Raw genomic sequence first — 13,435 nt, 5'->3', positions numbered from 1 at the left:
CCCTTCGCCTTCCGGCGGGTCACGGCGATTGTCAGTGGCGGATGGCACGCTGTAGGCATGCTTCCGATCACCGTCAAGACCGAGACCGGACCGGTGCTTTCACGGCCGACCGCAGCCGAGCTGACCACCCTGCTCGGGCGGATCGGCGCCGACGACGACCATTTCGTGGTCGTCGAGCGGATCCCCGAAGAGGCGCAGAGATTTGTGCAGACCTGGCGGGAGGGCGCAAGGCCGTTCGCGGTGGAATACCGCGACGGCGGGCCGGACCAGCACTTCCGTGCGGAGACCACGGACACCGGGCGGGTCGTGGCGGCCTTCCTGGACTGGGCGCGCGGCGTCGAGACCTGGCGTACGGCGCTCGACTGGCAGCCGGCGGACCTGGGGGCGACGCCCGACCTCGATCCGGAGACCCGAGCGGCGGCCGAGGAGCAGGCCCGCAAGGGCATACGGTCCGGTTTCCGGAGCTTTCATCAGGTCGTGCAGGGCGTGAGCGACGCCTTCGACCCGGACAGTACTCCGGTCACGCCGGAGGAGGCGCGACGGATCGTCGCTTCCCTGTGGGAGGAGCGGCTCGCCGAGCAGGCGCGATGGCCCGAGGTCACGGACGCGGACAGGGTGGCGGAAGTGTTCGCGGCGCTGGAGCGGCAGGGGCTGACGGCGCGGATGAACTTCGGCTGCTGCAGCCGCTGCGCACTGTCCGAGATCGACGGTGAACGCGCCGAGTCCGACCACGGCTTCGTCTTCTTCCACCATCAGGACACCGAAACGGTCGCGGACGACGGCGGCCTCTCGATCCGGTACGGCGCCTACGCGGATTCCGGGCGGGACAGCGTGGAGGTCGGCAAGGCCGTCGTGGCCGCGCTGACCGAAGCGGGACTGCCCGTGGAGTGGAACGGCACTCCGCGCAAGGTCATCGAGGTCACGCCGCTGGACTGGCGCAAGCGGCTGCCCACGGGAGCCTGAGATGCGGTCGTCCGAGATGAGGCCGAAATCGCCCTGGGGCGAACGCTTCGGCGGCCTCGCGCGTCGCCGGATCCCCTGGGTCACACCCCTGTACGTCGGCGCCGTGCAGGCGGGTGCGTATGCCACCGCGCGGCTGCCCCGTGAGAGGCGCGTGGAGTTGCTGCGCAGGCACTCCACCAACGTCGGGAATCTGCGGGCCGGTCGCTGGGGGACGCTGGTCACCAGCGCGGCGTTCGTCGAGGAGCCGCTGCCGGTGCCGTACGGCGCCGCGCTGCTCGCCGCCCTCGGTACGGCCGAGGCGCGCTGGGGCCCGCGGCGCGCGGCCGGGGTGTTCGCCGCCGGGCACATCGGCGCGAGCCTGCTGGTCTACGGGGGCCTGCGCGCCCGGGGGCGCGGGAAAGACCTCCCGGAGGCGACCGTACGGGCCCTCGATGTCGGAGCGAGTTACGGGTTCTACGCCACATTCGGCGCTCTTGCCGCGACCGTCCCGCACCGCGGCGCGCGGGCCGCGGCGACGGCGGGGCTGCTGGCGCATGGGATCCGGCCCGTGCTGCGCCCCGGTCGGACGTTCACGGACGCCGGCCATCTGACGGCGCTCGCTCTCGGCCTGGCGATAGGGACGGGGACAGGGACGAGAGCGAGGAGAGGTGCGGGGGCGGGGACAAGAGCGGGGAGAGGTGCGGGGGCGGGGACAGGTGCGGGGATGGGGGCGGTGGTCCGTGGAGGACAGGCACGCCCGTAGGCGCGGCCCGGCCGGGCACGCGGTCACCGCCGTCCCGCGCCGTCGCCGCCGGCAACTCCGTTCCCTTGGTCGCCGGCTGTCTGGTTCAATGGGGGCATGGCCAGCCTTATCGACACCGCGACGGGTCGCAGCGACCTGGAGCCCTTCTGGCCGTCCCGGCAGGCGCACGCCTTCGACCGTCTGTGTTGCCGCGCGCACTGAGCGCGGGCCCGCACCTACCTCACCGACGCCGCTGACCGGCGTCCCCAGCCCTGCCCGCGCGCATGACGTCCCCGACGCCCCACTGCGCGAAAGAGCTGACCCTGATGACGAACATCCGTACGCTTCCCGCCACTTCCACGACGGCCGCCGTTCCCGCCCACCCAGGCCCGTACCGCCACCGGCTGCGTGCCGTGGCACCCGACGAATCCCACCCGTCGCCCACCACCGCCCCGAGTGGCGGCTCCCCCAGCCTCCGGCCGGGGGGACCTCCACCGCACCACAGCGTCCAAGAGTTCGCCGAGCTGCTGAACTCCGGCGCGACCTGGCTGCCGGCGCCGCAGCACAGTCTGCCCGCACTGCCCGGCCGGCCGCCGATGGTCGGCTATCTCGTGCTCGTACCGGCGGAACAGGCCACCGCCCCGCTGCCGCCAGCCGTGCCGACCGTCGGGCCGCCCGCGAACCCAGCGGCAGCGAAGGCACCCGCAGCAGCGTTCCCGGCCACCGCGACCGCAACAGCGTCCCCGACCGCACCCGACGACGCCCTCGTCCGCGTCGACCGCGAACAGCGGACCGCCCACGTCCAGGGCCGCCCGCTGGACCTGACGTTCCTCGAGTTCGAGCTGCTGGCCCATCTGGTCGCCCATCCGCACCGGGTGCACACCCGCGACCATCTGGTGACCACGGTATGGGGATACGGGCATGTCGGCGACGGCCGCACGGTCGATGTCCATGTGGCCCGGCTGCGCCGCAAGTTGGGCGCCGAGCACCGGTCGTCGATCGTGACGGTTCGGCGGGTCGGCTACAAGTACGTGCCCAGCGTCTGAGCAGCGGCTCAGGCCCGCTCCCGCTGCTCCGGCCACGGGCCCGGCCGGGCGGGTGCGCACTCCCCCGCCCGGTCCGCGGCAGCACCCCCGGCCGCGCCTCCACCGAAATCGCCCCGTTCGGGCACCACTCGCCGGTGCAGAGCCGCCACACCGCCCGCCACTACCAACCCGATCCCGGTGGCCAACAGCAGCCCCTTGGCCGGGGAGTCGGTGAGCGCCGCCCCACCGAACCCGCCGAGCGCCGAGCTGAACAGCGCCCACAGGCTCGCGCCCGCCGCGTCCAGGACGACGAAGCGGCGCAGCGGATAGCGGACGCTGCCGGTGGACAGCGCGGAGACGACCCGCCCGCCGGGCAGGAAGCGGCCCGCGACGATCAACAGGGCGGCATGCTGTTCGACCCGCGCGCGGGCGCGGGCGTACCGGGCCCGCCCGCGTTCGCCGCGCACGAGCCGGGCGACAGCGCGCGGGCCCGCGTACCGCCCGATGGCGTAACCAAGACAGTCACCGGCCAGCGCCCCGGCCGCCGCGACGCCCGTCAACAGGGCGAGCAGCGGCAGATCGGGGCCGATGAGCACGGCGACCAGGACGACGGTGGACTCGCTGGGCATGAACGGCAGCAGTGCGTCCAGGCCGGACACCAGCAGGACGATCAGCCACAGCCAGGGCGAGTCCAGCAGCCCCAGCAGTGGCTCGGCGAGCCGGTCGAGCCGCTCAAACATGCCGGTCGGCCACCGGTTCCCTCGTCCGTGGCGACGGCAGCCCCCGGACGGGCCCGCGGTCCACCGGCTCGGTCGGTGCCCGCCCGCCGAGGACGGCGCTCTCCGCCCGGCGCGCGAGCCACCGTCGGCCGAGACCGTCGCCGTCCGCCGTCAGTGGCGGATGCGCGGTGAGGTGGAGGGTCAGCGCGCGGGCCGCGAGCACCCGGCGCAGCGAGGCGGCGAAGGTGTCCTCGCCGCAGAAGGCGGCGACCGTGCTGGGGATGCCCTGCTGGCTGTAGCGGAGGGTCACCGGGCGGACGGGGGCGCCCGCGTCGATGGCCGCCTGGAAGGTGGCCCGGCGGAAGACGCCCTGTTCGGCGGTGCACCAGGTGGTGGCCTGGGGAAAGACCGCCACCGAGCGCCCGGAATCCAGCAGTTCGGTCAATTCGCGGACGGAGAAGGGGAGTTGACGTGGATTCTCGCGGTCGATGAAGTGGGTACCGGCGCGGCGGGCCAGGCCGCCGACAATCGGCCAGCCGCCGACCTCGCGCTTGGCGAGCAGGGTCACCGGTTCGACGGCGAGCAGCGCCGGGATGTCGAGCCAGGAGATGTGGTTGACGACGATCAGGGTGCCGGGACCGCCGGCGGCCACCGGCGCGGCAAGCCGCTCCGCGGTGCCCTCCCGGCGTATCCCGAGCGCCGTGAGCAGCGCACGGGCGTGGGAGCGCAGCCGCACCGGATCGGCCATCCGCTCGCCGTCCGTCAGGGCGCGGCGCACCGCACGGGCGAACGCGGCGCAGCGCAGGGCGGTTTCGACGGGCCGTACCCGCGGCACGGCGTGGGCGGCGCAGTCCGGCGTACAGGCGGACCAGACGTCCCAGGGTCCGTTCACCGCTCCCCCAGGAAGAAGCGGCGGTAGCGGTCGCCGAGGCGTTCCATGTCCAGGACGACGAAGAAGTCGGCGGTCTCGAACGCGGGGTCGTGCGCGGGCGCGCCGCAGATCCAGGCGCCGATGCGCAGATAGCCGCGCAGCAGCGGGGGGAGCTGGGCGACGCTGGGACGGCCGGGGAGGGGGACGGTGGCGTGCCAGGGGTGGTGCGGGGTGACCTGGAGCCCGTCGGGGGCGACATAGCGGGTCCGGCCCAGCGCCCAGGCGTGGGCGGCCGCGGTACCGCCGTCGGCGAGCGGGACGGAGGCGCAGCCGGCGAGGTAGCGGTGGCCGGAGAGCAGGGTGTAGCGGGCGAGGGCGGCCCACATCTGGTTGATGACCGCGCCGCCGCGGTGGTCGGGGTGGACGCAGGAGCGGCCGGCCTCGATGAGGGAGGGACGCAGCGCGGCCAGGGCGGTCAGATCGAACTCGCCGTCGGAGTAGAGCCGTGAGCTGCGGCCGGGCGGCAGCAGCCGGTAGGTACCGACGACGTCGCCGGTCGCGGTGTGGGTGACGACGAGGTGGTCGGCGAGGGCGTCGACGGCGTCGATGTCATGGCCGGCCAGCGGGGAGTGCAGGGTGGCGCCCATCTCCTCGCCGAAGATCTGGTGGCGCAGCCGCTGCGCGGCCCGGATCTGCTCGTCGGTGTCGGCGATCACGGCGGTGTAGCCGGGGGCGGCGGCCGGGTCGGTGGAGGCCGGAACGGCGGCCGGGTCGGTGGCGGGTGTGGGGACGGTGCCGTGGACGGCGGCGGACGCGGTCGATGCCATGCTCATGAGAGCCCTCCATGGGGAGTGGGGAGGCTGTGGAACCCAATGACCTGGCGTTCTCTACGCGGGAGACTGTTCCCGTGCCCGACAGCCGGGCGCGTGAAGCGCAGGGAGCGGGGGAGTGAGGCTCCGCCGAACTCTCGGACTCTGTTGCTCACCGTTTCCGGCTGTCCGCTGTGCATTGCCCGGGCCCCACGTTCTGGCTGTCCCGCCGTGGCGCTTGCCGCGGGCTTGTTGCCGCTGCACGGGGCTGTTCGGCGACGGTGCCGGGCCTCCGGACTCCGTCCCGCGGCCCGGCCCCTCCCGAGGGGGTGGAAGAGAAACGGTGGGGGTACACCTAAGTGATCACGCGCGCCCAGTGGAAACGATCACATCGAAACTGGACACTCAACGCCTGCCCCCACCGGCCCCTCACCACCCACCCACGGGAGGGGACGGCCCGCAGGACGGAGTCCGGAGGGCCGTCACCGCACCCGTAGAACCACGCCCGCCGCAGGCGCACCCCCCGCGGCGGGACAGCCGAAAACGGAGCAAGCCCGCCGCAGGCGCCCCCCCAACGGCGGGAAAGCCGATAACGGACGGAGGCAATTCGTGACCGCAAGGCGCAGCCGACCTTCACGACGCGCACTGTTGGGAACCGCTGGAGCGATCGGCGCCCGGGCCGCCCTCGGCGGGGCCGCCGCGGCCCCGCCCCTGATGCGGCGCGCGCCGGCGGCGTCGTACGACACCGCCCCCGCGCGAGCGGCGCTGGACCGGCTGCTGCCCCGGCACGCCGGCCAGTTCCGCCTGGTGCCGCTCACCGGGGACGGCGGCACCGACCGCTTCCGGGTCGACGGCGCACCCGGCCGGATCACGGTCGCCGCCACCACACCCGCCACCCTGCTCACCGGCGTCCACTGGTATCTCCGGTACACCTGCCGGGCGCATCTGTCCTGGGCCGGCCAGCAGCTGGACCTGCCCGCCGAGCTGCCCGCCCCGGCCGCGCCCCTCGAACGCGCCACGGCGCTCCCGCACCGCTTCGCGCTCAACGACACCCACGACGGCTACACCGCCCCGTACGCGGACTGGCCGCGCTGGGAGCGGCTGATCGACCTCCTCGCACTGCACGGGGTGAACGAGGTGCTGGTCACGCCCGGCTCCGAGGCGGTCTACCACCGGCTGCTCACCGATCTCGGCTACTCCGACGCCGAGGCACGGGCCTGGATCCCGGCGCCCTCGCACCAGCCGTGGTGGCTGCTGCAGAACATGAGCGGCTACGACGGTCCGCCCAGCGCCGCGCTCATCGGCCGACGGGCCGAGCTGGGGCGGCGGATCACCGACCGGCTGCGGTCTCTGGGGATGCGCCCGGTGCTGCCCGGCTACTTCGGTACCGTCCCCAACGGCTTCGCCGCCCGCAATCCCGGTGGCATGTGGGCCGCGGCGACGGCGCCCAAGACCGTGCCGCAGGGCGAATGGGCGGGCCTCAAACGCCCCGACTGGCTCGATCCCCGTACGGGGGTGTTCGCCAACGCCGCCGCCGCGTTCTACCGCCACCAGCGCCAACTCCTCGGCCCCGCCGAGCTCTTCAAGATGGATCTGCTGCATGAGGGCGGCAACCCGGGGGACATCCCGGTGCCGGATGCCGCCCGCGCCGTCGAACGGGCCCTGCGGACCGCCCGTCCCGGCGCGACCTGGGTGGTCCTCGGCTGGCAGCGCAACCCGCGGCGCGACCTCCTGGACGCCGTCGACCACGACCGGATGCTGATCGTGGACGGGCTGAGCGATCTGGACGCGGTCACCGACCGGGAGAAGGACTGGGGCGGGGTGCCGTACGCGTTCGGCAGCATCCCCAATTTCGGCGGCCGCACCACCATCGGCGCCAAGACCCACATCTGGGCCCGGCGCTTCACCGCCTGGCGCGACAAACCGGGCAGCAAGCTGGCCGGGACCGCGTACATGCCGGAGGCCGCGGAACGGGACCCGGCGGCCTTCGAGCTGTTCAGCGAACTGGCCTGGCGCACAGGCCCGGTGGACCGCGCCGCGTGGTTCGACGACTACGCCGACGCCCGGTACGGCGGCCGCGACAAGGGTGCCCGTGCCGCGTTCAGCGCGCTGCGCACCAGCGCGTACGAGATCAGCAGCGAGGACGGCCGCCCGCACGACTCGCTGTTCGCCGCCCGACCCAGCCTGACCGCCCGCGCCGGCACCGTCTACGCCACCCAGAGCCCGGCCTTCGACCCTGCGGCCTTCGACCCCGCCTTCGCCGCGCTGCTCGCCGTACGCCCCGAGCTGCGCGGCAGCGACGCGTACCGCTACGACCTCACCGACGCCGCCCGGCAGTGCCTCGCCAACCGGTCCTGGCAGCTGCTGCCCCAGCTCCACGACGCCTACCGGCGCCAGGATCTGGCGGCCTTCCGCGCGCTCTCCCGGCTGTGGTTGCGCCTGATGCGGCTGAGCGACGAGGTCGCCGGCGCGCACCGGGCGTTTCTGCTCGGGCCGTGGCTGGCGGACGCCAGGGCGAGCGCGTCCAACGCCGAGGAGGAGGCGCGGCTGGAGCACAGCGCCCGCGCGCTGATCACCACCTGGGCGGACCGGGAGACCGCCGACGGCGGCAGGCTCGCCAACTACGCGAACCGCGACTGGCACGGCCTGATCGGTGATTTCCATCTTCCGCAGTGGCAGGCGTACTTGGACGAGCTCGCGGACGCGCTGTCGGCGGGCCGGCCGCCGAAGCCGTTCGACTGGTACGCCGTCGAGGAGCCCTGGACCCGCGCGCGCAAGGAGTACCCGCTGCGTCCCACGGCCGACGCGTACCGCATCGCGCGGCGGGTCCACGACACCCTCGCCAGGGCTCCGTACCAGGGCACCGTGAAGGTCACCGCGGTGCCGTCCGCGCTGCCGCCGGGCGGCCGCGGGGTGGTGACGGCGGCACTGCGCAATGCCAACGGGCTGCGCGCCACCGGCCGCGTCGACTTCTCGCTGACGGTGCCGGAGGGGGTGGGCGGAACCGCCACCGGCCCGGTGTCGCTGCCCTCCCTGCCGCCCGGCGCCACCGGCGAGACCCGCTGGCGGGTCACGGCCCCCGCCGGCCCGCCGACGACACCGCTGCAGCCGTTGCCGTACGACCTCACCGTCGAGTACGGCCCCAAGGGCGAGCCCCGGGTCCGCGCGACCCGGCACGGCACGCTGTACGTCGCCGGGCCGCTGGATCCCGGTCTGAAGACCGTGACCACCAATGAGGCGGTTTTCGGCCAGCTGGACGGCCGCTTCGCGATCAGCGGCGCGGGGGCGGATCTGTGGCGGGCCACAGCCGAGTTCGGCGCCGTCTTCCGCGCGGGCGCGCTCGCCGTGGGCGGGTCGATGACGGCCGAGGTGACCGGGCTGGACGCGACCGGCCCCTGGGCCCGCGCCGGCCTCATCGTCCGCAACCGTCTCGCCTCCCCCGCCCCCGATTCATCGGACGCCCTCGGCTTCCTCAACCTCTCGGTGACCCCCGGCAACGGGGTGGTGCTGTCCTACGACTCCGACGGCGACGGCGCCCTCGACGCCTACGAACGGCTCACCGGCGTCACCGCGCCGGTACTGCTCCGGCTCACCCGCGGGCCGGACCGCCGCTCCGGCAGCGGCACGGGATCCGGCACCTACACCGGTGCCTGTTCCACGGACGACGGCGCCACCTGGCGCGACATCGCCACCGTCACCGTCCCCGGGGCCACCGCACGGCAGGACGCCGGGCTGCACCAGTGCGCGGCCAACTCCGGTACGACGAACGCCGGGACGCGGGGTACGGCCGGGTTCGGCCGCTGGCAGATGACCTGACCACCGGCGTACGCTGACCGGGAACGGATCACGAGCGAGGGGATCACGGTATGAGTGCCGCAGCTGAGAAGGAGTGGCTCTACGCCCTCGACATCTCCGACGCCACCTGGCAGCGCCCGCCCGGCGATGCCGAGGAGGCGGTGGAGATCGCCTTCCTGGAGCGCGGCGCGGTGGCGATGCGCAACTCCAAGGACCCGGATGTGGTCCTGCGTTACACGGAGGCGGAGTGGCGCGCTTTTGTCCTGGGCGCGCGGGACGGCGAGTTCGACCTGGACAAAAGGCCGTAGCGGAGGTCTTTCCGATCACCCGCGGGCGCTCGCGTACCGCGGGTGACCATCACAGGATTCACTCGTTTCACCGAACGTGGAGCAGCAGCAGGCGACAACCCCGCGTCCGGACCGCACCGTTGTTGACGGCGGCGACAGCGTCAACGGCATCGACGTCGATCAGGCCGAGGCGGCGCTGGTCGAGCACTATCCCCGGCTGGTTCGGCTGGCCTATCTCGTACTGCCGCCCGGCATGGCACGCAGTCGGCGCGTCCTGACCGCCCATGCGGTGGTGCAGCGGTCGCTGCCGCGCCGACGTACGGACGGCAGCGAACTCGGTCTGCCGGCCCGGCGCGGCGGCGCGGACGCGGCGACCGATCCCGCTTACGCCTTTCTGCGGCTGCGCGTGCTGCGCGCCGCGCTCGCCGCCGCCCGGCCGCGGCGACTGCCCGCACTGCCGCCGACACTCCCCCAGGTGTGGGGGCTGCGGCTCTTCCCGCGCTCCGGCGGCGCCGATGAACTCTCGCTGGACCAGGCGCTGTCGGCGCTGTCCGGACCGGCCCGCGCGGCGTACGTACTGCGTGATCTGGAGCGGCTGCCGGCGCAGGACGCGCGGCGGGTGCTGGAGGCGGCCGGCGTCGACGGGGCCCGGGTGGCGCTGGACGAGGCGGCCAAGGCGGCGACACCCGCCGGCAGCCGGGACCGGTCGCTGCTGGAGTCGGTGGAGTTCGACCCGTGCGCGCTCCAGGCCCGGCCGACGGACCTGATCCGGCGGCGGCAGCACGTACGGGCGGCGCTGGCGGCGGGCGCGGCGGCGCTGGTGTGCGGGACGCTGCTGGCGCTGCCGGACGGCGGCTGGGGCCCGGACGGCGCGGCCGCACCCCCGTACACGCGGAATCGCTCGGCCGAAGCGGCCCTGGATCCGGGCAAGTTGACGGTACTGCCGGCGAGCGCGTGGAAGCGCGCGGCGCGCGAGGACTTCTCGGCCTGGCCGGCCCGTGGCGACAAGGTCGGCGACAAGGCCCTGCTGCGGCGGGCACTGGCGGTATGGGCCCGGCCGGGCGCCGGGGTGTCCGTCACCGCGACGCCCGGTACCGCGACCGGACCGGCGGCGGGACCGCCGCAGCTGCTGTTCGCCGGCGTGGTCGACCACGCCGTGGTGGTGCTGTTCCACGACGGTCTGCGGGTGGTGCGGTACGCCGAGTCCGCGGACGGCGAGGGCCGGGGTGACGGCTCCGGCGCGGCGCTGGACTTCGCGCGCACCGACGGTGCTCAGGCGGCGTCGGCGGACGCGCTGGTGGTGGGCCGTACGACGGGTAACGTCCGGTATCTGACGGCCCCCTGGGTGACGTCGGCGCGGCTGGTCGATATGCTGAAGCCGGACGAGGCGGGGCAGGCGCTGCACATCGACGCGCATGGTCTGACCGATCCCGTACCGGCGCCGCGCCCGGAGCGGAGGTGCTCGTCATGGCCGGCGCTGCGGATGGGTGACGAACTGCTGACCGACCTCGGGGAGCTGACCCCGGCGCGGCTGACGTACGGCTCGCCGGGCAAACCCGGCGCGGTGGACGGCCCGGAGGGCAGGACGGCGTGGGCGCGTACGGCCTGCCGGCGGTGCGCGGGCAGGGGGTGCGCGCGGTGAATGCCTGGGGGTTCGCGCAGCAGCCGCTGCCCGACGGTGCGGGCAGCGCCGATTGGGTGTGCGCCCGAGCGGAGACCTGGCGCGGGTCGGGCAGCCGGACGATGGCCCTGTTCCAGGCGCCCGCGCCGAGCGGGCAGCCGTATGCGCCGGGCGTGGTGGCGGCGCGCGCCGAGGACGGCACGGCCTGCGGGCCGCGGGCGCCGGAGGCGCTGGCCGGGGTGCTGTGGAAGGCGGCGGACGGCCAGTGGTGGCTGCTGGCCGCGGGCAGCGAGAAGGTCGCCTCGATCAAGGCGACCGGCGGGGTGCACGGCAAGACGGCGGGCCGACTGCTGGCGGTCGAGGCGCAGGCGGGCGACCGCGCGGAGCTGGCGGGACGACTGGCGGACGGCAGCAGGGTGGAAGCACTGCACTGAGGGGGTGGGGGCGGCCGGGGGACGGGTCCGGGCGGAGCTCTCCCCCGGCCCCGTGGGCACCCCTCGCACGCGCCGCCCCTCCCGCCCCTCCCGCCCCTCCCAACCTTTCCCGTCCAAGGGGTACCGCCAGTACTTACCCCTGAGTACATTGACGCCATGTCTAACATGGCCTCGCTGCGGCCCCAGCCGGTCGCCACCGAGCACATCCCGCTGAAGGCCCGCAATGTCGCCTTCGACTGGACGGACACTCCCCTGCACTGGATCCCCGGCGATCCGGCCAGTACCCACACGATCAATGTGCTGCATCTGCTGCTGCCCGCCGGCGAGCGCTGGTTCGTGCATGTCTACAAGCAGGCGCTGCCCCACATACGCGACCCCCGGCTGCGGGAGGACGTGATCGGGTTCATCGGCCAGGAGGCGATGCACTCGCAGGCGCACGACGACGTCCTGCCCCGTCTCAAGGAGCTGGGACTCGACCCGACGCCGTACACCGCGCAGGTCGACTGGCTCTTCGAGAAGCTGCTCGGGGACCGGACGCTGCCGCCGGGCCGGGCCCGTAAATGGTGGCTGATGGAGCGGGTCGCGATGATCGCCGCGATCGAGCACTACACCGCGTTCCTGGGCGACTGGGTGCTGAACGCCGAGGCGCTGGACGCCAAGGGCGCCGACCCGACGATGCTCGACCTGCTGCGCTGGCACGGCGCGGAGGAGGTCGAGCACCGGTCGGTGGCCTTCGATGTCTTCGTGCATCTGGACGGCGGCTACCGGCGACGGGTCCGCACGTGGGCCACGGCCTTCTCCGCCCTGGTCTTCCTCTGGCAGCGCGGCACGCGGTTCTTCATGGCGAACGACCCGTCGCTGACCGATGGCAAGGCGACGTTCAAGGACTTCCTGCGGGCCGGACGACAGGGCATGCTGCCCACGCCCGGAGCCATGCTGCGCTCCATCCCCCAGTATCTGAGCCGGACCTACCACCCCTCCCACCACGGCAGCACCGCACAGGCCGTCGCCTATCTCAACCGCTCCCCCGCCGCGACCGCGGCCGAGGCCGCGGCCGGAGGTGCCTGAGATGCCCGCACTGCCCCGAATACGCGCCGTACTCATGGTCGCCGGTGCCGCGTTGCTCGCCCGCCGGGCGCTACGGCGCCGGATAAACACCTCCCCACTGTGGCCGCTGCCCGCCCTGGAGGAGCCGATATCGGGACAGGGCCGGGACCGCACGCCCCTCCTGCGGCTCCGCGTCGCCGCGCGCGCGGCGGCGGCCGACGGCGTGGTGACGCTCCGCCTGGAGGGCGAGCGGCTGCCGGGCTGGGAGCCGGGCGCGCATATCGATCTGGTGCTGCCGTCGGGCACCGTGCGCCAGTACTCGCTGTGCGGGGAACCGGCCGACGCACTGCGGCCGGACGGCGGTTCGTACACCATCGCCACCCGGCTGATCGAGGACGGCCGCGGCGGCTCGCGGGAGGTGCACGAGAAGCTGCACGAGGGCGTCGAGGTCGAGGTACGCGGACCCCGCAACCGCTTCCGGCTGGCCGAGTGCCATGCCTATCTCTTCATCGCCGGCGGTATCGGCATCACCCCGATCCTGCCGATGGTGCGGCAGGCCGCGGCGGAGGGGGTGCCGTGGTGGCTGGTGTACGCGGGGCGGTCACGGGCGTCGATGCCGTTCCTGGCGGAGGCCGAGAAGCTCGCGGGGGCCGACGGCGGGCGACTGACGGTGGTCGCGGAGGACGAGGACGGCCGCCCCGACCTCGCGGCGGCGCTCGCCGCCGCGCCCCCGCACGCCGCCGTCCACTGCTGCGGGCCCGGACCGCTGATGGACGCGGTGGCCGCGCTGCTGCCCGACGGGGCCGAGGGACTGACCCTGTACACCGAGCGGTTCGCCCCCGCCGCGCCCGCACCGTCCGGCGAGAACGTCCCGTTCGAGGTGGAGCTGCGGCGCACCGGCCGTACGGTCAGCGTGCCCGCGGACACCAGCGTGCTGCGGGCGATCCGCGACCAGGCGCTGCCGGACCTCCCGTACTCCTGCGAGCAGGGGTTCTGCGGCACCTGCCAACAGCGGGTGCTGGCGGGTGAGGTGGACCACCGCGACGATCTGCTGACGGACGCCGAGCGCGATGACTCCCTGCTGATCTGCGTATCGAGGGCGCGCGGGGAGCGGCTCGTCCTCGATCTGTGACACCGTCCCCC

Annotated in this window: 10 protein-coding genes and 1 pseudogene; 8 read left to right on the top strand and 3 right to left on the bottom strand. The window is 74.1% G+C overall.

What is annotated here, in order from left to right; genetic code table 11:
• The first annotated feature begins 57 nt into the window (after nt 1-57).
• The 3 genes from K9S39_RS31790 to K9S39_RS31780 all read left to right on the top strand — a co-directional run bounded on the left by K9S39_RS31790 (nt 58) and on the right by K9S39_RS31780 (nt 2,730).
• Nucleotides 58-963: a DUF6891 domain-containing protein gene (locus K9S39_RS31790; RefSeq protein ID WP_248866776.1), complete on the top strand. Its 906-nt coding sequence runs from the start codon at nt 58-60 to the stop codon at nt 961-963.
• A 1-nt stretch (nt 964) separates the two neighbouring features.
• Nucleotides 965-1,705 (top strand): rhomboid-like protein, encoded by a 741-nt coding sequence (locus tag K9S39_RS31785; protein WP_248866775.1) that lies wholly within the window; start codon nt 965-967, stop codon nt 1,703-1,705.
• Nucleotides 1,706-2,010: 305 nt separating this feature from the next.
• Nucleotides 2,011-2,730: a winged helix-turn-helix domain-containing protein gene (locus K9S39_RS31780; RefSeq protein ID WP_248869047.1), complete on the top strand. Its 720-nt coding sequence runs from the start codon at nt 2,011-2,013 to the stop codon at nt 2,728-2,730.
• 8 nt (nt 2,731-2,738) lie between these two features.
• Here the strand turns inward: K9S39_RS31780 and K9S39_RS31775 are convergent, their stop codons facing one another.
• Genes K9S39_RS31775 through K9S39_RS31765 form a run of 3 tightly spaced genes read right to left on the bottom strand, consistent with a single transcriptional unit; the run spans nt 2,739 to nt 5,132 of the window.
• Complete coding sequence (locus K9S39_RS31775; protein WP_248866774.1) at nt 2,739-3,449, bottom strand: DedA family protein; 711 nt, start codon at nt 3,447-3,449, stop codon at nt 2,739-2,741.
• Complete coding sequence (locus K9S39_RS31770; protein ID WP_248866773.1) at nt 3,442-4,320, bottom strand: lysophospholipid acyltransferase family protein; 879 nt, start codon at nt 4,318-4,320, stop codon at nt 3,442-3,444. The genes K9S39_RS31775 and K9S39_RS31770 overlap by 8 nt, the downstream gene beginning before the upstream one ends.
• A complete protein-coding gene (locus K9S39_RS31765; RefSeq protein ID WP_248866772.1) occupies nt 4,317-5,132 on the bottom strand; it encodes a GNAT family N-acetyltransferase in 816 nt (271 codons plus the stop codon). The genes K9S39_RS31770 and K9S39_RS31765 overlap by 4 nt, the downstream gene beginning before the upstream one ends.
• Before the next feature lie 624 nt (nt 5,133-5,756).
• On the opposite strand from K9S39_RS31765, the gene K9S39_RS31760 reads away from it, so the two are divergent.
• From K9S39_RS31760 to K9S39_RS31740, 5 genes and pseudogenes are all read left to right on the top strand, one after another.
• On the top strand, nt 5,757-8,924 hold the full coding sequence (locus K9S39_RS31760) for an alpha-N-acetylglucosaminidase (RefSeq protein ID WP_248866771.1): 3,168 nt from the start codon (nt 5,757-5,759) through the stop codon (nt 8,922-8,924).
• Between the two features lie 50 nt (nt 8,925-8,974).
• A complete protein-coding gene (locus K9S39_RS31755) occupies nt 8,975-9,211 on the top strand; it encodes a DUF397 domain-containing protein (RefSeq protein WP_248866770.1) in 237 nt (78 codons plus the stop codon).
• A gap of 76 nt (nt 9,212-9,287) precedes the next feature.
• Nucleotides 9,288-11,245, top strand: a pseudogene (locus tag K9S39_RS31750) (hypothetical protein).
• Between the two features lie 165 nt (nt 11,246-11,410).
• Nucleotides 11,411-12,313: a metal-dependent hydrolase gene (locus tag K9S39_RS31745; protein ID WP_248869046.1), complete on the top strand. Its 903-nt coding sequence runs from the start codon at nt 11,411-11,413 to the stop codon at nt 12,311-12,313.
• 1 nt (nt 12,314) lies between these two features.
• Nucleotides 12,315-13,424, top strand: coding sequence for a PDR/VanB family oxidoreductase (locus tag K9S39_RS31740; RefSeq protein ID WP_248866769.1), 1,110 nt, complete (start codon nt 12,315-12,317; stop codon nt 13,422-13,424).
• Nucleotides 13,425-13,435: the final 11 nt, after the last annotated feature.

It is taken from the genome of Streptomyces halobius, from assembly GCF_023277745.1.
GTDB lineage: Bacteria > Actinomycetota > Actinomycetes > Streptomycetales > Streptomycetaceae > Streptomyces > Streptomyces halobius.
Note: the sequence above shows the minus strand (reverse complement) of the source record. Positions and strands in the feature narration are given on the sequence as shown.